Raw genomic sequence first — 21,930 nt, 5'->3', positions numbered from 1 at the left:
ATGACGGTCAGCCCTCTCGACGGTTCCGCAGCGTCGGTTTCTCCTTTGTCGCCAAATGTGAACCCCGCCGACACCCCGCTGCCGCCCCGGCTGGCCGAGCACTCTCGCTTTGTGCAACGGGTGCGCCGCCGCTACGAGAACGAGCTGGCCTGCCTGCCGCCGGGCCCGCCGGTCAAGGCGGCCATGAACACCTGCCTGGCCACCCTCACCGGCCGCGGCCTGCCCATGCCCGCCGCCCTGCGCGTGCTGCGCCAGCTGGTGATGGAGCGGCTGGTGGTGCTGGACTGCGAAGAGGGTGCGTCCCTGCAGGACATCACCCGCGCAGTGACCGAGCTGGCCGAGCTGGCGCTGGACCAGGCCTGCCGGCTGGCGTTTGCCGACCTGGACGATCTGCACGGTGCGCCGCTGGACGAGAACGGCCAGCGCGCCCAGCTCTGGGTGATCGGCATGGGCAAGCTCGGCGCGCGCGAGCTGAACGTTTCCAGCGACATCGACCTCATCTATGTGTACGACGCCGACGGCGAAACCGCCGGCAACACGGCGGGCCGCAACCGCATCAGCAACCACGAGTACTTCGGCAAGGCGGTCAAGCACATCTACAACACGGTGGGCGAGACCACCGAACACGGCCAGGTGTTCCGGGTCGACCTGGCGCTGCGGCCCAACGGCAACTCGGGGCCGGCCGCAGTGTCGCTGGGCGCGCTGGAGGAGTACTTCCTGGTGCAGGGCCGCGAGTGGGAGCGTTTCGCCTGGCTCAAGAGCCGCGTCGTCGCGCCGGCCGCCTGCATCGCCGACAAGAGCGCCAGCGCACTGCGCGGGGCCGTGCTGCCATTCGTGTTCCGCAAGTACCTGGACTACAACGTCTTCGATTCGCTGCGCACCCTGCACCGCCAGATCCGCGACCACGCGTCCAAGCGCGCCGCCGGCAACCCGGGCCGGGCCAACGATGTCAAGCTCTCGCGCGGCGGCATCCGCGAGATCGAGTTCACCGTACAGTTGCTGCAGGTGGTGCGCGGGGGCCAGTTCCCCGAACTGCGCACCCGCCCCACGCTGGACGCGCTGCAGCGCGTGGCCAAGGCCGGCCTGATGCCGCGCGCCACCGCCGACGCGCTGGCCGCGGCCTACGACTTCCTGCGCAAGGTCGAACACCGCATCCAGTACCTGGACGACCAGCAGACCCACCTGATCCCCACCCGCGACGACGACCTGGCCTGGATCGCCGCCACCCTGGGCTTCCCCGACATGTGCGCCTTCCTGTGCGCGCTGGACGCCCACCGCGAGACCGTGGCCCACGAGTTCGACATCCTGCTGGGCGGCGCGCCCGGCGGCGGCTGCAACGGCAAGGGCTGCAACAAGAACGGCTCGCGCGGCGCCGTGGAAGACCTGCAGGGCGTGATGGCCGGGCTGCCCGAGGCCTTCGCCGCCAAGGTCGCGCAGTGGTGCGAGCACCCGCGGGTGCTGGCGCTGCGCGAGGACGCCCGCCTGCGCCTGGTGCGCCTGGTCCAGCGCACCGGCGCCTGGCTCGACGAAGGCCGCGTCAACGAACAGGCCGCGCTGCGCCTGGCCGACTGGATCGAGCCGCTGCTGCGCCGCGAGAGTTACCTGGCCCTGCTGCAGGAGCGGCCCTCGGTGCACGAGCGGCTGCTGCGCATCCTTGGTGCGGCCAAATGGCCGGCGCGCTACCTGCTCAAGCACCCGGGCGTGATCGACGAGCTGGCCGGGCGCCAGCTGATGGAAGAACGCTTTGACGCCGCCCAATTCGAGGCCGACCTCGAAGACCGCCGCACCGCGCTGCGCCGCACCGGCGAGGACGACGAGGAAGAGCTGCTGAACCTGCTGCGCCGCGCCCACCACGCCGAGGTGTTCCGCACCCTGGCGCGCGACATCGAGGGCGTGCTGACGGTGGAGCAGGTGGCCGACGACCTCTCGGCCCTGGCCGACGCGGTGCTGCGCGTGACCGCACGCTGGTGCTGGGCGCGGCTGAAAAACCGCCACCGCGAGGAGCCGGCCTTCGCCATCATTGGTTACGGCAAGCTCGGCGGCAAGGAGCTGGGCTATGGCAGCGACCTGGACATCGTGTTCGTCTACGAGGACGAGGACGAAAACGCCAGCGAGATCTACGCCGCCTTCGTGCGCAAGCTGATCAACTGGCTGCAGGTCAAGACCGGCGAGGGCGACCTGTTCGAAATCGACACCGCGCTGCGGCCCAATGGCAACTCGGGCCTGCTGGTGACCACCTTCACCGCCTACGAGAACTACCAGCGCGGCCGTGGCAGCAACACCGCCTGGACCTGGGAACACCAGGCCATGACCCGCGCGCGCTTCGTGATGGGCATGGCCGGTCTGCAGCCGCGCTTCGACGCCGTGCGCGAGGCGGTCATCACCGCCGAACGGGACCGCGCGGCGCTGGCGCAGGAAATCACCGCCATGCGCGAGAAGGTGCGCAGCGCCCACCCGGTGCGCGGCGAACAGTTCGACGTCAAGCACAGCCCGGGCGGCATGGTCGACGTGGAGTTCGTGGTGCAGTACCTGGTGCTGGCGCACTCGGGCGAACACCCGGAACTGCGCGGCAACCTGGGCAACATCGCGCTGCTGCAGCGCGCCGAGGCCGTGGGCCTGCTGCCCAAGGGCGTGGGCCAGGAAGCCGCCGACGCCTACCGCGAGCTGCGTGCCATCCAGCACCGCGCGCGGCTGGACGAGGCGCCCCCGCAGATCGGCGCCGACGCGGCCGCCGGCATGGCGGCCGCGGTGCAGGCACTCTGGCGCCACGCGCTGGGCAAGACGGCATAGCCCCAGCGCTCCGCCGCTGCGCGGGTCGCTGCCCCACGAGGGGGCGCAAACTCAGCCTGGGGCGGCCCGGCGCTGAGTTCCCTGGCCCCACGCTCCGCCGCTGCGCGGGCCATTCCGACCGATAACCATGCTCCCTTCATGGGTGTTGAAAAGAATGTTTCGGCTGTTTTGTGACTGATCAGTCAAAATAAAACCAAGCAGTTCATTTTGGTACATCAGCCACCGGAGGGCACATGGTCATCCACCCGCGGAACTTTTCCGCCACGAATCCTCTCAATGCTTTCACGATGGCGCCAAAGTTGGTGCTGTCGTATGTTCAGGTTTTTGCACTGCGAAGCCTTCCGCCGATCGCGGCGGATGAAATCCCGAGGCGCTTCTCCTCCTCCTCCCTCCCTCCCTCCTTCGCGTCGGGGCGCTTCGCAGGCTTTTCTTCTTCCCCCCTCCGCCGCCCCCAGCGGGTGGCGGCACGTCTGGGCTGAGCCATGTACTCGGTCCCCACCCCCTCCCCGATCGGCGGTGCGCCCGCGAATCCTCCGCAGCGCCCGCGCGTGGCCATCGTCGGCTCTGGCATCTCCGGCCTGGCAGCCGCCCACACCCTCAGCGGCCTGGCCGATCTGACCCTGTTCGAGGCCGGCGACTACTTCGGCGGCCACACCCACACGGTGGACGTGACCCTGGCCGACCCCCTGGGCCGCCCGACCACCTTCGGCGTCGACACCGGTTTTCTCGTCCTGAACGAGCGCACCTACCCCAACCTGCTGGCGCTGTTCGACCAGCTGCAGGTGCCGGTGGCACCGTCCGACATGTCGTTCTCGGTCCAGGCACCGGGCGCCGGGCCACGCGGCTCGGCGCTGGAATGGAGCGGCAGCGACCTCTCCACCGTGTTCGCCCAGCGCGAAAACCTGGGCAACGCCCGCTTCTGGCGCATGCTGGCGGACATCGTCCGTTTCAACCGCCTGACCACCCGACTGGCCAAGCGCGGCGACGACCTCGGCGCCGACAGCCCGCTGCTGGAACCGCTGGGCGATTTTCTGGAGCGCCACCGCTTCTCGGCCGCCTTCCGCGACTGGTACTTCCTGCCCATGATGGGCTGCATCTGGAGCTGCCCGACCGACCAGATGCTGCGCTTCCCGGTCGCGACCATGGTGCGCTTCTGCCACAACCACGGCCTGATCCAGGTGACCAACCGGCCGCAGTGGTACACGGTGGCCGGCGGTGCGCGGCAGTACGTGGAAAAAATCGTCGCTCGTATTCCCGACCGGCGCCTGAACACCCCCGTGCAGCAGGTGCTGCGCGACGCCCAGGGCGTGCGCGTGGTGAGCGAAGGCCGGGTCGAGCGCTTCGACGCCATCGTCATGGCCTGCCACAGCGACCAGGCGCTGGCCATCCTGGGCGAGGCCGCCACGCCCGAAGAGCGTGCGGCCCTGGGCGCGGTGCGCTACCAGCCCAACCGCGCGGTGCTGCACACCGACGCCTCGGTGCTGCCGCAGCGCGAGAAGGCCTGGGCGGCCTGGAACTACGAGGCCGGCGGCGCCGGTGACGAGCCGCGGGTCTGCCTGCACTACCTGATCAACCGGCTGCAGCCGCTGCCGCTGAAGACCCCGGTGATCGTCTCGCTCAACCCGCAGCGCGCCATCGACCCGGCCACCGTGATCGGCGAATACGAGTACGCCCACCCGGTGTTCGACCTGGCCGCCATCCGCGCCCAGAAGGCCATGGTCGACCTGCAGGGCCGGCACGACACCTTCTACGCCGGCGCCTGGATGGGCTACGGCTTCCACGAAGACGGCCTCAAGGCCGGCCTGCGCGCCGCGCGCGAACTCATCATGGCCCACGACCTGCTGCCGCAGCGCAGCGCCACCGAGACCCGCGACGCCGCGCTGCCGGGAGTGTTTGCATGAACACAGTCGTCGGGAGCGCCGTGAGCGCTGCGCAAACCCTGGTCGGCTTCGGCCAGGTGCGCCACGCCCGCTCGCGCCCGAAGGCGCACGCCTTCGCCTACCCGACCTTCTTCCTGATGCTGCCGCTGCGCAGCCTTCGGAAAAACGGCCCCGGCGCGCTCGCACGCAACCGCTGGGCAGCACTGGCCTTCCACGACCGCGACCACGGCGACGGCCGCGACGACTGCCTGGCCTGGCTCGACGGCCTGCTGGCCGAGCACGGCATCGGCGACGCGGATGGCGAGGTCTGGCTGCACACCTACCCGCGCGTGCTGGGCTACGTGTTCAAGCCGGTGAGCTTCTGGTACTGCCACCGCGCCGACGGCACGCTGCGCGCGGTGGTCGCCGAGGTCAACAACACCTTCGGCGAGCGCCACTGCTACCTGCTGGACGCGCCGCGCCACGGCGTGCCGGCCACGGCCGACAAGGTCTTCCACGTCTCGCCCTTCGCCCCGGTGCGCGGCGAATACCGCTTCGTCTTCATGCGCACGCAGCACGGCGGCGAAGACCGCACGGTGGTGCGCATCGACTTCCACGACGAGCCTGGCGCCGACGCCCTGATCCGCACCAGCGTCAGCGGCACGCTGCAGCCGCTGGACGCCGCGAGCGCACGGCGCGCACTCTGGGGCCACCCGCTGATGACGCTGGGCGTGATCGCCCGCATCCACTGGCAGGCCCTGCGCCTGTGGCTCAAGCAGGCGCCCTTCTTCCGCCAGCCCGCCGCACCGGCGGACTTCGTGACCCCGGGCCACCCGGCCTCCCGCTGACCCTTGCCTTCCGACACGACATGAACAGCACCACCGCCCCGCAGAGCGCCGGCCTTTCCCTGCCCCGCCACGCCCCGGCCGCCGCCCGCACCACGCTGCAGCTGCTGCAGCGCCTGCGCCACGGCTCGCTCACGCTGCAGCTGCCCGACGGCACGGTGCAGCGTTTCGGTGGTGGCGCGGGACCACTGGCCTCGATGCGGCTGACCAACTGGAACGTGTTCGGAGCGGCTTTGAAATCGGGCGACATCGGCTTCGCCGAGAGCTACATCGCCGGCGACTGGAGCACGCCGCAGCTGTCCGACCTGCTGCGCCTGCTGATCGCCAACCGCGAGGCGCTGGAAGACGTGGTCTACGGCTCGTGGATCGGCCGCCTGGCCTACCGCCTGCGCCACCTGCTCAACCGCAACAGCAAGGCCAACAGCCGCAAGAACATCCACGCCCACTACGACCTGGGCAACGCCTTCTACGGTCTCTGGCTGGACGAGACCTGGAACTACTCGTCGGCGCTGTACGAGCAGCCGGGCCAGGACATGGTGGACGCGCAGCACGCCAAGGTGCGGCGCGCCCTGCGCATGGCCGGCGTGCAGCCCGGCCACCGCGTGCTGGAGATCGGCTGCGGCTGGGGCGCGCTGGCCGAGAAGGCGATCACCGAGTTCGGCGCCTCGGTGACCGGCGTGACGCTGTCGACCGAACAGCTGGCGTTCGCGCAGCGGCGCAACCCGGGCGCCGACCTGCGGCTGCAGGACTACCGCGACATCGGCGACGCCCCTTTCGATGCCATCTGCTCCATCGAGATGGTCGAGGCCGTGGGCCGCGAGTACTGGGACACCTATTTCAATACCGTCGCGCGCCTGCTCAAGCCGGGTGGCCGGGCCTGCATCCAGAGCATCACCATCCGCGACGACCTGTTCGACCGCTACGTCGCCGGCACCGACTTCATCCAGCAGTACATCTTCCCGGGTGGCTGCCTGCCCAGCCCGGCGCAGTTCCGCGCCGCGGCCGAACGCGCCGGCCTGCAGGTGGTGGACCAGTTCCACTTCGGCCCCGACTACGCGCAGACGCTGCGGGTCTGGCGCCAGCAGTTCCTGCTGAACCAGGAGCGCGTGCTGCAGCAGGGCTTCGACCAGCGCTTCCTGCGCACCTGGGAGTTCTACCTCGCCTACTGCGAGGCCGCCTTCGACGAAGGCAACACCGACGTCGTGCAGTTCACCCTGCGCCAACCCGACTGATCCGGGAGGACCGGCCGTGCGACACCAACTGCCCCAGCGCGCCTTCACCGTGGTGGCCATCACCGCCGCGCTGTGGCTGCCCCTGGCCGCCCCGGTGCACGCCAACGCGCCGGCCGAGGCGGCCGAGGCCGCGCTTGCCGGCAAGGCGCCGCGCGGGCAGTCGCTGTTCCGCTACTGGGGCTTCGAGGTCTATGTCGCCACGCTCTACACAACGCCAGCGTTCCGGCCCGAGGGCTTCGAGCAGCAGCGCCTGGCGCTGGAGCTGCAGTACCGGCGCGCCTTCAAGGGCGCCGACATCGCCCAGCGTTCGATCGACGAGATGCAGGACATCGCCCCGCTGGCGCCGGCCCAGGCCGCCGAGTGGAAAGCCGCCATGGAGCGTGTGTTTCCCGACGTGGCACCCGGCGACCGGCTGATGGGTGTGCACCTGCCCGGCCGGGGCGCGCACTTCTACTACAACGGCCGCCTGCGCGGCGTGGTCGACGACCCGGTGTTCGCCGAGCGCTTCTTCGGCATCTGGCTCTCGCCCCGCACCTCGCAGCCCCGGCTGCGCGAGGCCCTGATCGCCGGCGCCGCACGCTGAGCCGCCCATGGTCACCACCACCGCCTCCGCCGACGCCGCGCGCTTCACCGCGCCCGGGGCCTGGCGCGAGGGCCTGCGCTACGGACTGCTCGGCCTGCCGCTGGCCTTCGTGGCGCTGCCGCTCTACGTGGTGCTGCCCAACCACTACGCGCGCTCATTCGGTGTGCCGCTGGCGGCGCTGGGCGCGGTGCTGCTGGCGGCGCGCCTGTTCGACGCGGTGCTGGACCCGTGGATCGGACGATGGATCGACCGCCTGTTCGCCCGCAGCCACCGCCGCGTGCTGGGCGCGGGCGCGGTGGCCGCGCTGGTGCTGGCGTTCGGCCTGTGGGGCCTGCTGTTCCCGCCCCCGGCCCTGCGCGGCGACGCGGTACCGCTGCTGGCCTGGGCCGGTGTGCTGATGGCCGTCACCTACACCGCCTACAGCGTGGCCAGTGTGGCGCACCAGACCTGGGGCACGCGCCTGGGCGGCAACGAGGCACAGCGCAGCCGCATCAGCGCCTGGCGCGAAGGCCTGGCCCTGGTGGGCGTGCTGACCGCCGCGGTGCTGCCGGGCACCCTGGGCCTGGGCGCCACCGTGGCCGCCTTTGCGGTGCTGCTGGCGCTGGGCTGGTGGGCCTGGAGCGCCGCCGTGGTGCCCACGGCGCGCGGCCTGACGCTGGGCGCGCTGGCGCACCAGAACACGCTGGCCCATCCGCTGCGCCAACCCCGCTTCGTGCGCCTGCTGGCGGTGTTCGTGGTCAACGGCACGGCCAGCGCGGTTCCCGCCACGCTCGTCCTGTTTTTTGTGCAGGACCGGCTGCAGGCGCCGGCTAGCGTGGAGCCGGCCTTCCTGGCCACCTACTTCCTGTGCGCCGCGCTCTCGTTGCCGCTGTGGGTGCGGCTGGTGCCGCGCCTGGGCCTGGCGCGTTGCTGGCTGGCGGGCATGGCGCTCTCGGTGGCGGTCTTCATCTGGGCCGCCACGCTGGGCGCGGGCGATGTGACCGCTTTCCTGGTCGTCTGCGCGCTCTCCGGCGTGGCCCTGGGCACCGACCTGGCCCTGCCCTCGGCGCTGCTGACAGGCCTGATGGACGAACTGGGCGAACGCGGCCAGCGCGAGGGCGCCTACCTCGGCTGGTGGAACTTCGCCGCCAAGCTCAACCTGGCCCTGGCCGCCGGCCTGGCCCTGCCGCTGCTGGGCGCCTTCGGCTACCAGCCCGGCGCACGCGATCCGCAGGCCCTGTGGACCCTCACCGTGGCCTATTGCCTGCTGCCCTGCGGCCTGAAGCTGCTGGCCGCCGGCCTGCTGCAGGTCCTGGTCATCCGCCCCGGCGCGACCGGCGCGCCACTGCCCGACACCCTGAAAGCCCTCCCATGAAAAGACGACTGCTGCTCACCGCCGGCGCCGCCACGGCCGCCCTCGCCCTGACCGGCTGCGCCGGCCCGCAGGTCGGCGACTACGCCACCGAAAAACCCGTGCTGGATCTGCGCCAGTACTTCAACGGCACGCTGGACGCCTACGGTGTGTTCACCGACCGCAGCGGCCAGGTGGTGCGGCGCTTCACCGTGGTCATGCGCTGCACCTGGAACGGCGACGAAGGCGTGCTCGACGAGGACTTCACTTACTCGGACGGCACGACCCAGAAGCGCATCTGGCGCCTCAAGCACGAGGGCAACGGCCGCTACACCGGCCGGGCCGACGACGTGGTCGGCGTGGCCGAGGGCCAGACCGCGGGCAACGCCTTCCGCTGGGGCTACACGCTGGCGCTGCCGGTGGACGGCCGGGTCTGGAACGTGCAGTTCGACGACTGGATGTATCTGCTGGACGAGCGCGTGATGCTCAACAAGGCCGTGATGAGCAAGTTCGGCATCCGCCTGGGCGAGGTCACGCTCAGTTTTGTGCGGCGATCCTCATGAGCCTCCACCGCAGCTTCGTCGACCCCACCACCGCCGATGGTGCGGCCCGGCCGCGCCGCGGCCCAGGCCTGTGGCGGCCGTTCAACCCGCGCATCGCCTCCTGGCGAGGCCTGCGGGTCTGGGTGGTGGGCGCCTCCAGCGGCATCGGCCTGGCCGCGGCCGAGCAACTGATCGGCCTGGGCGCCACCGTGCTGGTGTCCGCACGCAGCGAGGCCGGCCTGCAGGCGCTGGTGGACCGCCACACCCGGCCCGGCCAGCCCGCGCCGGTCCAAGCCTGGCCGATGGACGTGACCGATGCGCGGGCCGTGGCGCTCACCGCCCGCGCCGTGCTCGCCGAAGGACCGGTCGACCTGGTGCTGTTCTGCGCCGGCCACTACCGCGCCCTGCGGGCCGAGGCCTTCGACCTGGCCGAGATGCAGCGCCACATGGCGATCAACTACGGCGGCGCGCTGAACCTGCTGGACGCCCTGCTGCCGGCCATGATCGGCCGTGGCCAGGGCCACATCAGCCTGGTCAGCAGCGTGGCCGGGTTCCGCGGCCTGCCCAAAGGCCTGGCCTACGGCCCGACCAAGGCCGCGCTGACCCACCTGGCCGAGACGCTGCACCTCGATCTGGCGCCGCGCGGCATCGGCGTGAGCGTGGTGCACCCCGGGTTCGTGAAGACACCACTGACGGCGCAGAACGATTTTTCGATGCCGGCCCTGATCTCGCCGGACGAGGCGGCCCGCGCCATGCTCGACGGCATCGCGGCCGGCCGGTTCGAGGTCCACTTCCCGCGCCGCTTCACGGTCTGGATGAAGCTGCTGCGCCTGCTGCCTTACCGCGCCTACTTCCCGATCGTGCACCGCGCCACCGGTCTATAAAGCGGCATGACCCCAACGACCGACCTGCGCGAGGCCGTCCAGCGGCTGGCCGACTTCTATGCGCGGCTGCAGCCGCAGGACCTGGACCGGCTGGACCGGTACTACACGCCCGACGCGCGCTTCAAGGACCCGTTCAACGAGGTGCGCGGGCTGCCCGCCATCCGCCGCATCTTCGAGCACATGTTCGCGTCGCTGCACCAGCCGCACTTCGTCGTCACCAGCCAGCTGGTCGATGGCGACCAAGCCTTCCTGGTCTGGGAGTTCCGCTTCCGCATGCGCCGCTTCGACACCACCACCGAACAGGTGGTGCGCGGCGGCTCGCACCTGCGGCTGGCGGCGGACGGCCGCGTGCTCGACCACCGCGACTACTGGGACGCGGCCGAAGAGTTGTACGAAAAACTGCCCGTGCTGGGCGCGCTGATGCGCTGGCTCAAACGCAAAGCGAACAGCTGACCCGAAACGCCTGCAGGGAAGCTGTTGAGGATGCCGCGGAACTGGCTCCGCCAGGCCGCAGGCATCGCCCCCTTGAGGGGGTGACGCGCCGCAGGCGCGGCGCGGGGGTGGGGGATTTCAGCTGGGGCGCGTGTCGGCAAAGCTCTGGCGCAGCGCCAGCTTGTCGGCCAGGCGCGCCAGGTTGGGGTGCGTGGTGCGCCACTCCAGCTGCGGGAAGCGGAAGCTGAGGTAGCCCAACGCACAACCCACGGCCAGGTCGGAGAGGCTGAGGTGGATGCCCGAGCAGAAGGGCTTGTCGCCCAGGCCGCGCGCCATGGCGACCAGCGAGGCGTCGACCTTGGCCATCTGGCGGTCGATCCAGGCCTGGCAACGCTGCTCCTCGCTGCGGCCGGGCCAGGTGGCCTCCAGCCGCGCCAGGATGGCGGCGTCCATCACCCCGTCGGCCAGCGCCTCCCAGGTCCTGACCTCGGCACGCTCGCGGCCCGAGGGCGGAATCAGCTTGCCCACGGGCGAGAGCGTGTCCAGGTACTCGACGATCACGCGCGAATCGAACACGGCCTCGCCGCCTTCCATGACCAGGCAGGGCACCTTGCCCAGCGGGTTGGAAGCGGCGATCGAGGTGTCGGCCGACCACACATCTTCCTGGATGAACTGGTAGTCGAGCTTTTTCTCGGCCATGACGACCCGCACTTTGCGGACGTAAGGGCTGGTGACGGCGCCGATGAGTTTCATGAGGAGTGGAGTTGTGGGGGTCCCTGGGCAGGCCATTTTAGCGAGCGGCTCCGCCGCCCGTGCCGGCCTGGGGGATCCGCCGGGCGCCGGACCCGCCTTCTACAATCCGGGGATGCGCCCGACCTCTGCCCCCTCCGCCGCTGCCTCCGGCAGCCTCACCCCCGTCTCCGCCCTCTCGCCGCTGGACGGCCGCTACGCCGGCAAGCTGGCGCCGCTGCGCCCGTTCATGAGCGAACAGGGCTACATGCACCGCCGCGTGCAGGTCGAGATCGCCTGGTTCATCGCCCTGTCCGACGCGGGCTTCAACGAGTTCCAGCCGCTCTCGCCCGGTGCCCGCACCTACCTGATGGGCCTGGTCAAGAACTTCTCCGAAGCCGATGCCATGGCCATCAAGGAGATCGAGAAAACCACCAACCACGACGTCAAGGCCGTCGAGTACTGGATCAAGTCCAAGTTCGACGCGCGCCCCGAGCTGGAGAAGGCCGCCGAGTTCGTGCACTTCGCCTGCACCAGCGAGGACATCAACAACACCAGCCATGCCCTGCAGCTCAAGGGCGGCCGCGACGCCGTGCTGCTGCCCGCGCTGGACCAGGTGATCGCCCGCCTGCGCGAGATGGCGCACCAGTTCGCCGACGTGCCCATGCTCAGCCGCACCCACGGCCAGACCGCGAGCCCGACCACCGTCGGCAAGGAACTGGGCAACGTGGTCGTGCGCCTGGCCGGCGCGCGCGAGCGCATTGCGGCCGTCAAGCTCATGGGCAAGATGAACGGCGCCGTCGGCAACTACAACGCCCACCTGAGCGCCTGGCCCGACTTCGACTGGGAAGCCTTCAGCAGGAAGGTCATCGAGACACCCGAGCCGCTGGGCCTGGGCCTGACCTTCCAGCCGTATTCGATCCAGATCGAGCCGCACGACTACATGGCCGAGCTGTTCGACGCGATCGCTCGCACCAACACCATCCTGATCGACCTCTCGCGCGACATCTGGGGCTACGTCAGCCTGGGCTACTTCAAGCAGCGCCTGAAGGCCGGCGAGATCGGCTCCTCGACCATGCCGCACAAGGTCAACCCGATCGACTTCGAGAACGCCGAAGGCAACCTGGGCCTGGCCAACGCCGTGCTCAAGCACCTGTCGGAGAAGCTGCCCATCAGCCGCTGGCAGCGCGACCTGACCGATTCCACCGTGCTGCGCAACATGGGCGTGGGCCTGGGCTACGCGGTGCTGGCCTACAGCTCGCTCATGACCGGCCTGAACAAGCTGGAACTCAATGAAGAAGCCCTGGCCGCCGACCTGGACGCCGCCTGGGAAGTGCTGGCCGAGCCGATCCAGACCGTGATGCGCCGTTTTGGCGTGCAAGGCGCCTACGAGAAGCTCAAGGAGGTCACGCGCGGCAAGACCGTGACCGCCGAGGCACTGCACACGCTGATCCGCAGCCTGGAGATCCCCCAGACCGAGAAGGACCGGCTGCTGGCCATGACGCCGGCCAGCTACGTCGGCAAGGCCGCCGAACTGGCGCGGCGAACGTAATTCTTTTGCATGAATCTGGCCGGGGCCGGGCACCAGTTGTCCGGCCTTTTTGCGTTTTGGGCGGACAACCCCCTGAAGTTGTGCGGTTTTTCATGCACAGTCCGTGACACGTTTGACATATCGCAACCGGCACTTGGATGCCGCTGCATAAAGTCCGGCGCTTGTTTTTTTATCAGCCGCCGCCCGACGCAGGGCGCACGCGCCCCAGGAGCTCCCCGCCATGGCCATTGAACTGTTCAACCAGAACGGGCACGTCTGCCTGATGTTCGCCAACCTCAGCGACGAGGGCGGCGAAGCCGTGCAGGCCAACCAGTTCCTGGTGATCGATGGCGACCAGGGAGCGGTGATCGACCCGGGCGGCAACATGGCGTTCAACGAGCTGCTGCTCACCATCGGCCGCTATTTCCCGCCCAACAAGCTCACCGAGATCCTGGCCTCGCACGCCGACCCGGACATCATCGCCTCGCTGGACCGCTGGATGACCAGCACCCAGGCCACGCTCTACATCTCCAAGCTGTGGGAGCGCTTTGCGCCCCACTTCTGCAAGCCGGGCAAGACCGCGGGCCGCATCATCGGCATCCCCGACCCCGGCATGCGCATCAAGCTCGGGCGCAGCGAAATCATCGCGCTGCCGGCACACTTCATGCACGCCGAGGGCAACTTCCAGTTCTGGGACCCGGTGAGCAAGATCCTGTTCTCCGGCGATCTGGGCGTGTCGCTGGGCACGTCCAAGGAAGCGGGCGAAATCATCACCAGTCTGGCGCCCCACCTGGCCCGCATGGAGGCCTTCCACCGCCGCTACATGGTGTCGCAGAAGATCCTGCGCCTGTGGGCGAACATGGTGCGGGACCTGCCGATCAAGATGATCGTGCCGCAGCACGGCGCGCCGCTGGCGGGCAACGCGGTCAAGGAGTTCATCGGCTGGATCGGCGACCTGACCTGCGGCATCGACAACGTGACGCAGGCGAACTACACCATCCCGGCCTGACCTGCTTTCTCTTCGATCGCGCGCTCGGCGTAGCGGTTGAAGCGCCAGGCGTCACCTTGCAGGGTGATGCGCCGCCACACCCCCCGTTTTTCGGCCGGACTCATGGCTGTCCAGTGCTGGACTTCATCGAAACTGCGGCCGCAGCCCTTGCACACCTCGTCGCCCTGGCTGGTTGAGCAGATGGCGATGCAGGGCGTGTCCGGCGTGGTGTCGAACCAGGCCAGCCAGGCCTGGCGGGCCGCGGGCGGCAGGGCCGCCTCGTCGGTGTCGGTCTGCCGGTGGTAGACCATCAGTGCATAGACCTCGGCCAGAGCACGCAGGGGCAGTGTCAGAGGCATGGCTGCGTCGGACGAGGGTGAGCGCTCACGCCAGTAGTTGATGGCTGCCTCGATGTCGGTGATGTGGATGCCGGCCATGGGACGGCGATGATACGGTGTGGAAAGTGCTTACCTGCAATCAGGGTCGAACAGGAAACCGCGCCGCTACAATCGCCGGACTCGAAGGGGAGTAGCTCTCCGGGAGGAAACCGCGCCAGGCGCACCGTTTCAACCCGTTCGGGTCGTCGTCAGGACGAAGCACATGCTTCCGGCGATCCGAGCCCGGTGCCCGCCACCGGCCTGAGCAAGACCTTTGGACCGTCCCTGCGGACCGATCTAGGCCTCACTGCCCCTTCGCGCCGATGTCCACCATCCGGCGCCGAGGGTCGGTCTGCGCCGGAACCGGCCTGTCAGGGGCCCACCACCACACAACGAGGCATCCAATGGATTTCCTGACTTCACCCGAGTTCTGGGTCGCTCTGGGACAGATCATCATCATCGACATCCTGCTCGGGGGCGACAACGCGGTCGTGATCGCGCTGGCGTGCCGCAAGCTGCCGCCTGCGCAGCGCACCAAGGGCATCATCTGGGGCACGGCGGGCGCCATCGTCCTGCGCGTGGTCCTGATCGCGTTCGCCATGACGCTGCTGAACGTGCCCTTCCTCAAGCTGGTCGGCGCCATCCTGCTGGTCTGGATCGGCATCAAGCTGATCGCGCCTGACGAAGATGGTCACGGTGACATCCAGGGCAGCGACAAGCTGTTCGCCGCCATCAAGACCATCATCGTGGCCGACCTGGTAATGAGCGTGGACAACGTGATCGCCATCGCCGGCGCCGCCCAGAACGCAGGCGAGCACTCGCTGCTGCTGGTGGTGCTGGGCCTGCTGATCTCCATCCCCATCATCGTCTGGGGCAGCACCCTGGTCATCAAGCTGATGGCCCGCTTCCCGGTGATCATCGTGGCCGGCGGCATGCTGCTGGGCTGGATCGCGGGCGGCATGCTGGTCACCGACCCCGCCTTCGTGAACCCGGACAAGTGGACCTGGATGCCCAAGCTGGGCTCGGTGGACACCCAGGGTCTGGCGGTCATCTCCGACACGCTGTACTGGACTGCCCACGTCGCCGGAGCCCTGCTGGTGCTGGCCGTCGGCAAGTTCGTGGCCTCGCGCCAGAAGCCCGCGGAAGAAGCCGGCGCCTGATCGCCCGAGCTCTGAACGTCCTGGGGCGGCCTTCCGAAAGGGGCCGCCCTTTTTCATAGCCGGTGCTATGCTGGCCGCATGAAAACACTCGTGACCTGGCTGCTCGCCGCCTGCGCCTTGCTTCTGGTGGCCTACCTGTACCCAGGGGTTCAGGTGCAGAGTTTCACCTCGGCCCTAATCGCCGCCTTTGTGATCGGCCTGTTCAACATGGTGCTGCGCCCGATCCTCGTGCTGCTGACCCTGCCGGTCACGCTGGTCACGCTGGGGCTGTTTCTGTTCGTGATCAACGCCCTGCTGTTCTGGGCCGCCGCCAGCGTGCTGGACGGCTTCCACGTCAACGGCTTCGGCGCCGCGCTGCTGGGCTCGCTGATCTACTCGGCGATCATGCTGGTGGTGGATGCCGCGGTGAAGTCACTCCTGTCGCGCTGAGTCGCGCAACAGTTCCTCGACCTCGCGCCGGCGCACGTCGACGATGGCCAGCTCCATCGGGTCGGCATTGCGCTCGGCCGCAGGCAGCATCTGCGCCGCGCGCAGGCGGTCGAGCGCCCCGCCGTAGTCCATCTGTGCCGCCCGCGCTTCGGCCTCCGAGCGCACGGAGCGCAGGCGCTGACCCAGCGCGGCCTGCACGCGCGAAAGGGTCTGCCAGGCCTGCGCATCCTTCGGCTGTGCCACCACCCAGGCCTGCAGGCGGGCGGCGGCCCCGGCCAGGGCCCCCTGGCTGGCCAGCGCCGCCTGAGCGCCGAACAGCAGATCGGCCCGGGTGCTTCCGGCGAGCGCCTGGTCTCGCAGTGTGGCCAGCGAAGCGTCGTTGAGCGCCCGGGCATTCGGCCCAACCAGAATCTCCAGCTGCAGCAGAGCCCAGGCGTCCTGGGTACCCGGCGCTGCGGCGGCGCGGCCCTGGCGCGCGATGGACAAGGCCTGCGCCGACTGCCCGAGCCGGTGGGCGGAGAGGGCTGCCGCGTACTGGGCCGCGGGCGCGGCGTTGGGCGCCTGCCCGGCCTGCAGCCAGGCGCGCTGGCGGTCTGGCCCGTTCTCCGACAGCACCCGGGCACGGGCCGCCATCAGTGAATGCAAGGCCTTGGGTGGCGTAGCCGCCGGCCCTGTGACCGGAGCACCAACGCGCGGACCGGCCAGTGGCGCGTCGGCCAGCGGCACCCGGGCCCGCATGTCGGCCATGCGCTCGCTGGTCAGCGGGTGGCTGCGCAGATAGGGGAACGATCCGTCGTCGTTGAGCCGGGCCGCTTGCTGCAGCTTCTCGAACATGGTCACAAAGCCCAGCGGTTCAAATCCGGCGCCGGTGAGCACACCGAAACCGACGCGGTCGGCCTCGCGTTCCATGTCGCGCGAGAAGTTGAGCTGGTTCTGGATCGCCACCGCCTGGCTGCCGGCGATGGCGGCGTTGGCCACATCCACATTGGCCCGCGCCGCCAGCACCCCGAGGATCATGGCCCCCATCAGCCAGGGCGCTGCCTGGTCCTGTTTGGTGAGCATGCGCGCGATGTGGCGCTGCGAAACGTGGCTGAGCTCGTGCGCAAGCACGCTGGCCAGCTCCGCAGACGACTCGGTCGCCGCCACCAGCCCCAGGTGCACCCCCAGGTACCCGCCAGGCAGGGCGAATGCGTTGACCCGCTTGTCGCGCGAGATCAGCAGCTGCCAGGCCAGCCGGTCCGACAACTCGGGCGGCACGTCGCCCCGGGCCCGCGCAGCGCCCAGCAGCGGCTGCCAGAGCGTCTGCAGGTAGTCGACCAGCACCGGATCGTCCAGATAGTCCGGGTCGCGGTAGATGTCGCGCGCGATGCTGTCACCCAGCCGTCGCTCGGCCGCGATCGACATGCCCGCGCCGTCGCCCAGCGAGGGCAGGTTGACACCGGACTGCGCGCGCGTGCCCGCCGAGGGCGGTAGCAGCAGCGCGGCAGCGAGCACGGCGACGGACCAGCGGCGGAAACGCGGCGACAGCGGGGGGCGGGCGTGGAAAACCATCCCCGTATGATGCCGCCAAGCCCCAGAGGTTTCTGTAAAGACCGCGCAAAGAACCGCCACCATGTCCGACGCACCCACCCAGCCGCCCAGCCCGCTCACCCACTTCGACGCCCAGGGCCAGGCCCACATGGTCGACGTGTCGGCCAAGGCCAGCACCCACCGGGTGGCCATCGCGGAAGGCTGCATCACCATGCTGCCCGCCACGCTGGCGCTCATCCGCAGCGGCAGCGCCAAGAAGGGCGACGTGCTGGGCATCGCCCGCATCGCGGGCATCCAGGGCGCCAAGAAAACCAGCGACCTGATCCCCCTGTGCCACCCGATTGCACTCACCCGCGTGGCGGTGGAGTTCGAGGTGGACGAGGCGTCAAGCAGCGTGCAATGCCGCGCAACCGCCGAATGCACCGGCCAGACCGGCGTGGAGATGGAAGCCCTGTCCGCCGCCAGCGTGGCGCTGCTGACGATCTACGACATGTGCAAGGCCGTGGACCGCGGCATGACCATCAGCGGGGTACGGCTGATGGAGAAGCATGGCGGGAAGAGTGGGAGTTTTGTGGCGGAACCGGCCAACAGCCAATGAACCTGTGCCGCACGCTGGCCCAGTCCGCCTGAACACGTTCGTCTGCAGAACTGTCATGCACCAGCCTTCATTCTGGCGACCACCCCGCTCGCACCCCCTGTTGGCTGCGGTGGCCTTGGTCTTGTACTCGTCTCCGGCTGCCGCCTACATCGACCCCGGCACGGGCAGTGCGCTCTTCTACGTGGTCACGGGACTGGTGGTTTCTGTCTACTTCGCAGTGCGTGGCATTTACTACCGGGCGATCGACTGGTTCTTTCGCGTGCGTCACCGGGATCAACGGTGTGAGATCGCGATTCACTGCGAGGACCCTCGCTATGAAATCACATTCATCCCGATCGTCCATGCACTGGATGCACAAGGCATCGAGGTGACCTTCTTCACGATGTATCCCAGGGACAACTCCTTCGAGACCCTTCCCAACCGAACGGTGCATCGCGCCATTCCCGAGGGAATGATGGGCTACGCCTACCTCAACAACATTGAGGCCACCCTCCTGGTGACGACGACACCACAGCTGGATGTAATGACCTTCCGCCGCTCTCGGCGCGTCCGGCACTACGCCATCGTGCAACACGCGCTGGGAGAGTCCCGGTTCGTGCGCCCGTATGCCTACGATCACTTCGATTCGGTGCTGTGTTGCGGCCCCATTGTGAAAGCCAACATTCGGCGCATCGAGTCGATCCGTCAGGCTCGCCCGAAAAACCTGCTGGAAACCGGCATTCCGCATTACGACGAAATGACCAAGGCTGCACGGCAAGCCCCTCCTCTGGAAGGCGAGCCCGTCGTGCTGATCGCCCCGAGCTGGGGCCCGTTGAGCATGTTCGAGGCGTTTGGAACCGGCTTTGTGAAAACCATTGCAGGGCGCTTCCGTGTGATCGTTCGCCCCCACCCCCAGATGCGGGTGTCCCAACCAGAGCTCTACAGCGAGATTCTCGGACTGGAGGGCGTCGAGGTCAGCACTGACAGAACACCCGTATCGGCACTGTCAAGGGCCCACATTCTTCTGAGCGACATCTCTGGCATCGCGCACGAATTCGCGTTCATTTACGAGCGCCCTGTGGTCGTCATTGATCGTCAGATGAAGACAGGAGGACTGGAAGGCGAGCTGCTGGGAGGCGACAGCGAACTCAAGCAACTGTGCCGCGACTTCATCGTCCCTGTGCAACCCACGGAGATCGACCACATCACGGATCACCTGGAGAAGGTGCTGCGTTCGCACTCTGTCGAAACACTGGAGAAGGTGCGCAGCCAGCTGGTCTACAACTTCGGGCAAGCGGGCGATGTGGCAGCACGCCAGCTGGCAGAACTCTACGCCGTCGAAAAGACCGGCGCATCGATCGGCACACGCGAGGTCCATGCGTGATGTTCGAGATCCTCGACATCCTTTTCCTGCAGCCACTGATGGTGATCTACCGGTGGCTTTTTGATGCGGTCCCCGGGCTCGATTCCGGCCCGAGGATCATCGTTTTTGCTCTTCTGCTGAACCTGCTGCTGGCACCGGCCTACCGGCAGATGGAGGCTCGTGCAAAGGCTGGACGGGAAAAGCTCGCCGCGATGAACAAGGAGGTTGCGCGCATGAAAGCGAACTTCCAGGGTCGCGAGCGCTACTTCTACATCCGTGCCGTCCACCGGCAGTTTGGGCACCACCCCATTCACGCCCTGCTCTCCTCCAACGAACTGCTGCTGCAGATTCTGGTGTTTGCGACCGTGTTCCAGTTCCTCTCCGGCTCCCAGTTGCTGGACGGTCACGCATTCGGCCAGATCAGCGACCTGGGCCAGCCCGACGGCCTTCTCGGTGGCCTGCATCTCCTGCCCTTGCTGATGACGGCCATCAATGTGCTGTCGGTGACCTACTACGTGAAAGACAAAGGGCAACGCGGGCAGGGCATTGCACTGGCCCTGGTCTTTCTGGTCCTGCTGTATGCGAGCCCCTCGGGCCTCGTGCTGTACTGGACCATCAACAACCTCTGGTCCTTGGTCCGCAACATGGCCGCTCTGCGCCGCTGAACAGTACATCCGATGGAAGCTCTGGTTGTCTTTGTTGTCGGGTTCATCATCGTCGTCACAGCGACGGCTCTGCTGAAACGGACAGGTTCCGGCAAGCACGCGGGTGTCGTGTTCTCTATCCAGGTGAGTTTGCTGTTTCTCGTGGCAACCCTGTCCCTTTGGCACGAGTGTTCCGTCGGGACGATTGTCGCGTCAGGACTGGCCACGGTCCTGGGCTGGTATGTGGCGGACAAACCGTCCCACAGCGCGCTGGCGGTCTTCGTGGGCCGATACCGGCTTGCGCTGTTCCTGTTGTCCATATTTGGCATCGCACTGCTGGTTCTGGTCGCCATTCCCATCACCACCTTTTTGACTTCACCGGGAGAGCTGGGCATCCACATGGATCGGTTGCTCAAGGTGAATGTGCGCGACGTGATGGTGATCGTGTACAGCGCGGCATTCATTTACCTGCTGGCCACAGTCCCAGGACTGCGCGCCGCCATGGCAGTGGTGGCCACTGGCGCCTTCTTCCTCGGCTGGATGTACGCCTTCGTGCTGCCTTTCGGATACCCCATGCTGACCGGGCTGGCGTTCGAGCAGCTTGCGCGCCCGCTGCAGGACATCTTGCTCAGAAGCGCCATGGATCTGGTGGTCGTGCTCGCGGTCGCGTTCGCGCTGCGGTACTGCTGGCTGCGGTTCGGCTCTCGAGCGGTTCTAGGCGCGGTCATGATGGCCAACGTTTCCATTGCCCTGGCCGTCGGCTTCAGTGCGTCCCGCGATCAGGTGGGTCTGGCCGGGAACATCAACGAAACACCAACGCACTCCAGACCCATGGTGTTCTCCCGAACACAGCCGAACACGCTGTTCATCTTTCTCGACCGCTTCATGGGCTCTCACGTGGAATCGGCCCTGAGAGACGAACCTCAGCTCGCAGACCGCTTGAGTGGGTTCACCTGGTACCCACGCAGCGTCTCGGCCGGAGAGAATTCGATCGCAGGTGTCCATCCCCTGTTGGGTGGCTACGACTACCTTCCCGTCGAAATGAACGCACGAGGCCGATCGCTGAAGGACTTGTCGGTCGAGGCCTTTTCCATCCTCCCTCGCAACTTCGCTCAGAAGGGATACCGCACGAACGTGGTCAACCCCCGGGGACTGGGTTTCACCATGATGGGGGACTGCAGTTTTCTGAACTGGGAAAGCGTGTTCTGTTCGCACATCCCCGCAGGTGTATCGCGACAGAAAGCCCAGCAGATGGGCTTTCCGGTCCATGCGCTCGCGGAGGCGAACTACGCCAGTCTGTTATCGCTGCTGGGTGCCATGCGCGTCGCGCCCTATGCCATGAAGGAGGCGATCTACGCCAGGGGGCCGTGGCAACCCTTTCTTGACCACTCGTCAGGCACCACGTTCCGCGAGTGGGCCGAGCTCGATTCTCTGAAAGAGCTGACCTCGGTCGATGACGCGGCACCGGCCTTCAACATGGTCACCAACATCCTGCCCCACGAACCCTACTACATGGGTCTCGACTGTCTTCCAAAGACCACCCAGCTGCATGTGTCCACCGAAGAACTCCAGAAGCTAGGCCACAAGAGCCTGTTCTCCCTCCAGCACGCCAACACCGCCCGATGCGCACTGCGACTGGTGGCCCAATACCTGGATCATCTGAAAGAGGTCGGTGTCTACGACCAGACAACCATCGTCATCGCGTCGGACCACGGCATTGTGGGATCGGTGCAGGACAGCTCCAGCCGAGCGATTGCGGGGGGAGCCACCGACAACACCTATGTCAGCGTACGCCCCCTCGTGATTGTCAAGGACGCGGGCGCCAAGGGTGCAATGAAAGTGTCCGAAACGTTCATGCCCAACGCTGAGGTGCCAATCATCTTGTGCAGGTCCATCGGTGGATGCATCAACCCATACTTGGACAACAAGCCGATTGCGACCGATGGACGCGACGACCCGTTTCCCGTGTCGCTGGTCCCCTGGCAGTTCAGCCTTCAGAAACCCGATGCCTTTGTCGTTAGGAAACAGCTGATGCTCACAGGCAAGGACCCCTTCAACCGCGAAGGATGGAGCAGCTCCGCTCCCTGAGTCGCACAACACTCACT

At 67.9% G+C, this 21,930-nt stretch carries 20 protein-coding genes; 17 read left to right on the top strand and 3 right to left on the bottom strand.

Annotation, left to right across the window (positions count from 1 at the left end):
* From glnE to BC358_RS04265, 9 genes are all read left to right on the top strand, one after another.
* The gene (gene glnE, locus BC358_RS04305; RefSeq protein ID WP_079364842.1) at nucleotides 1-2,790 is read left to right on the top strand and encodes a bifunctional [glutamate--ammonia ligase]-adenylyl-L-tyrosine phosphorylase/[glutamate--ammonia-ligase] adenylyltransferase; all 2,790 of its coding nucleotides are present in this window, start codon (nucleotides 1-3) and stop codon (nucleotides 2,788-2,790) included.
* A gap of 482 nt (nucleotides 2,791-3,272) precedes the next feature.
* Complete coding sequence (locus BC358_RS04300; RefSeq protein ID WP_079364841.1) at nucleotides 3,273-4,691, top strand: NAD(P)/FAD-dependent oxidoreductase; 1,419 nt, start codon at nucleotides 3,273-3,275, stop codon at nucleotides 4,689-4,691.
* Nucleotides 4,688-5,497: a DUF1365 domain-containing protein gene (locus BC358_RS04295; protein WP_079364840.1), complete on the top strand. Its 810-nt coding sequence runs from the start codon at nucleotides 4,688-4,690 to the stop codon at nucleotides 5,495-5,497. The genes BC358_RS04300 and BC358_RS04295 overlap by 4 nt, the downstream gene beginning before the upstream one ends.
* A 20-nt stretch (nucleotides 5,498-5,517) precedes the next feature.
* Entirely contained in the window at nucleotides 5,518-6,726 is a 1,209-nt protein-coding gene (locus BC358_RS04290) for a cyclopropane-fatty-acyl-phospholipid synthase family protein (RefSeq protein ID WP_079364839.1), read from the top strand.
* 16 nt (nucleotides 6,727-6,742) lie between these two features.
* Entirely contained in the window at nucleotides 6,743-7,309 is a 567-nt protein-coding gene (locus BC358_RS04285; protein ID WP_256861418.1) for a chalcone isomerase family protein, read from the top strand.
* Between the two features lie 7 nt (nucleotides 7,310-7,316).
* On the top strand, nucleotides 7,317-8,663 hold the full coding sequence (locus tag BC358_RS04280; protein ID WP_079364838.1) for an MFS transporter: 1,347 nt from the start codon (nucleotides 7,317-7,319) through the stop codon (nucleotides 8,661-8,663).
* A complete protein-coding gene (locus tag BC358_RS04275; protein WP_079364837.1) occupies nucleotides 8,660-9,202 on the top strand; it encodes a DUF3833 domain-containing protein in 543 nt (180 codons plus the stop codon). Before BC358_RS04280 ends, BC358_RS04275 begins: the two co-directional genes overlap by 4 nt.
* Nucleotides 9,199-10,065, top strand: coding sequence for an SDR family oxidoreductase (locus tag BC358_RS04270; protein WP_079364836.1), 867 nt, complete (start codon nucleotides 9,199-9,201; stop codon nucleotides 10,063-10,065). Before BC358_RS04275 ends, BC358_RS04270 begins: the two co-directional genes overlap by 4 nt.
* A 6-nt stretch (nucleotides 10,066-10,071) precedes the next feature.
* Nucleotides 10,072-10,518, top strand: coding sequence for a nuclear transport factor 2 family protein (locus tag BC358_RS04265; RefSeq protein WP_079364835.1), 447 nt, complete (start codon nucleotides 10,072-10,074; stop codon nucleotides 10,516-10,518).
* Nucleotides 10,519-10,635: 117 nt separating this feature from the next.
* Here the strand turns inward: BC358_RS04265 and BC358_RS04260 are convergent, their stop codons facing one another.
* Nucleotides 10,636-11,250, bottom strand: coding sequence for a glutathione S-transferase N-terminal domain-containing protein (locus tag BC358_RS04260; RefSeq protein ID WP_066159338.1), 615 nt, complete (start codon nucleotides 11,248-11,250; stop codon nucleotides 10,636-10,638).
* A gap of 112 nt (nucleotides 11,251-11,362) precedes the next feature.
* Here BC358_RS04260 and purB point away from each other — a divergent pair, with 112 nt between their 5' ends.
* Nucleotides 11,363-12,778, top strand: a complete 1,416-nt coding sequence (gene purB, locus BC358_RS04255) for an adenylosuccinate lyase (protein WP_079364834.1) — start codon at nucleotides 11,363-11,365, stop codon at nucleotides 12,776-12,778.
* Between the two features lie 220 nt (nucleotides 12,779-12,998).
* Complete coding sequence (locus BC358_RS04250; RefSeq protein ID WP_079364833.1) at nucleotides 12,999-13,766, top strand: MBL fold metallo-hydrolase; 768 nt, start codon at nucleotides 12,999-13,001, stop codon at nucleotides 13,764-13,766.
* On the opposite strand, the gene BC358_RS04245 is transcribed toward BC358_RS04250, so the two are convergent.
* On the bottom strand, nucleotides 13,748-14,182 hold the full coding sequence (locus BC358_RS04245) for a DUF3717 domain-containing protein (RefSeq protein WP_079364832.1): 435 nt from the start codon (nucleotides 14,180-14,182) through the stop codon (nucleotides 13,748-13,750). The genes BC358_RS04250 and BC358_RS04245 overlap by 19 nt on opposite strands.
* Before the next feature lie 344 nt (nucleotides 14,183-14,526).
* Between BC358_RS04245 and BC358_RS04240 the strand changes: the two genes are divergently transcribed.
* Together BC358_RS04240 and BC358_RS04235 are read left to right on the top strand one after the other, a co-directional pair.
* The gene (locus BC358_RS04240; RefSeq protein WP_079364831.1) at nucleotides 14,527-15,282 is read left to right on the top strand and encodes a TerC family protein; all 756 of its coding nucleotides are present in this window, start codon (nucleotides 14,527-14,529) and stop codon (nucleotides 15,280-15,282) included.
* A gap of 78 nt (nucleotides 15,283-15,360) precedes the next feature.
* Complete coding sequence (locus BC358_RS04235; RefSeq protein ID WP_079364830.1) at nucleotides 15,361-15,711, top strand: phage holin family protein; 351 nt, start codon at nucleotides 15,361-15,363, stop codon at nucleotides 15,709-15,711.
* On the opposite strand, the gene BC358_RS04230 is transcribed toward BC358_RS04235, so the two are convergent.
* Nucleotides 15,694-17,262: a M48 family metalloprotease gene (locus BC358_RS04230; RefSeq protein ID WP_079364829.1), complete on the bottom strand. Its 1,569-nt coding sequence runs from the start codon at nucleotides 17,260-17,262 to the stop codon at nucleotides 15,694-15,696. The genes BC358_RS04235 and BC358_RS04230 overlap by 18 nt on opposite strands.
* 61 nt (nucleotides 17,263-17,323) lie before the next feature.
* Here BC358_RS04230 and moaC point away from each other — a divergent pair, with 61 nt between their 5' ends.
* Genes moaC through BC358_RS04210 form a run of 4 tightly spaced genes read left to right on the top strand, consistent with a single transcriptional unit; the run spans nucleotide 17,324 to nucleotide 21,913 of the window.
* Complete coding sequence (gene moaC / locus BC358_RS04225) at nucleotides 17,324-17,839, top strand: cyclic pyranopterin monophosphate synthase MoaC (protein ID WP_079364828.1); 516 nt, start codon at nucleotides 17,324-17,326, stop codon at nucleotides 17,837-17,839.
* A 55-nt stretch (nucleotides 17,840-17,894) separates the two neighbouring features.
* Entirely contained in the window at nucleotides 17,895-19,202 is a 1,308-nt protein-coding gene (locus BC358_RS04220) for a hypothetical protein (protein WP_143434166.1), read from the top strand.
* The gene (locus BC358_RS04215) at nucleotides 19,202-19,846 is read left to right on the top strand and encodes a YidC/Oxa1 family membrane protein insertase (RefSeq protein WP_079364826.1); all 645 of its coding nucleotides are present in this window, start codon (nucleotides 19,202-19,204) and stop codon (nucleotides 19,844-19,846) included. The genes BC358_RS04220 and BC358_RS04215 overlap by 1 nt, the downstream gene beginning before the upstream one ends.
* A 12-nt stretch (nucleotides 19,847-19,858) precedes the next feature.
* The gene (locus BC358_RS04210; RefSeq protein ID WP_079364825.1) at nucleotides 19,859-21,913 is read left to right on the top strand and encodes a sulfatase-like hydrolase/transferase; all 2,055 of its coding nucleotides are present in this window, start codon (nucleotides 19,859-19,861) and stop codon (nucleotides 21,911-21,913) included.
* Nucleotides 21,914-21,930: the final 17 nt, after the last annotated feature.

The sequence above is a fragment of the Hydrogenophaga sp. H7 genome (assembly GCF_002025745.1).
Classification (GTDB): Bacteria; Pseudomonadota; Gammaproteobacteria; order Burkholderiales; family Burkholderiaceae_C; genus Hydrogenophaga; species Hydrogenophaga pseudoflava.
The sequence above is the reverse complement of the archived record's forward strand: the minus strand, read 5'-3'. Positions and strand labels throughout refer to the sequence as shown.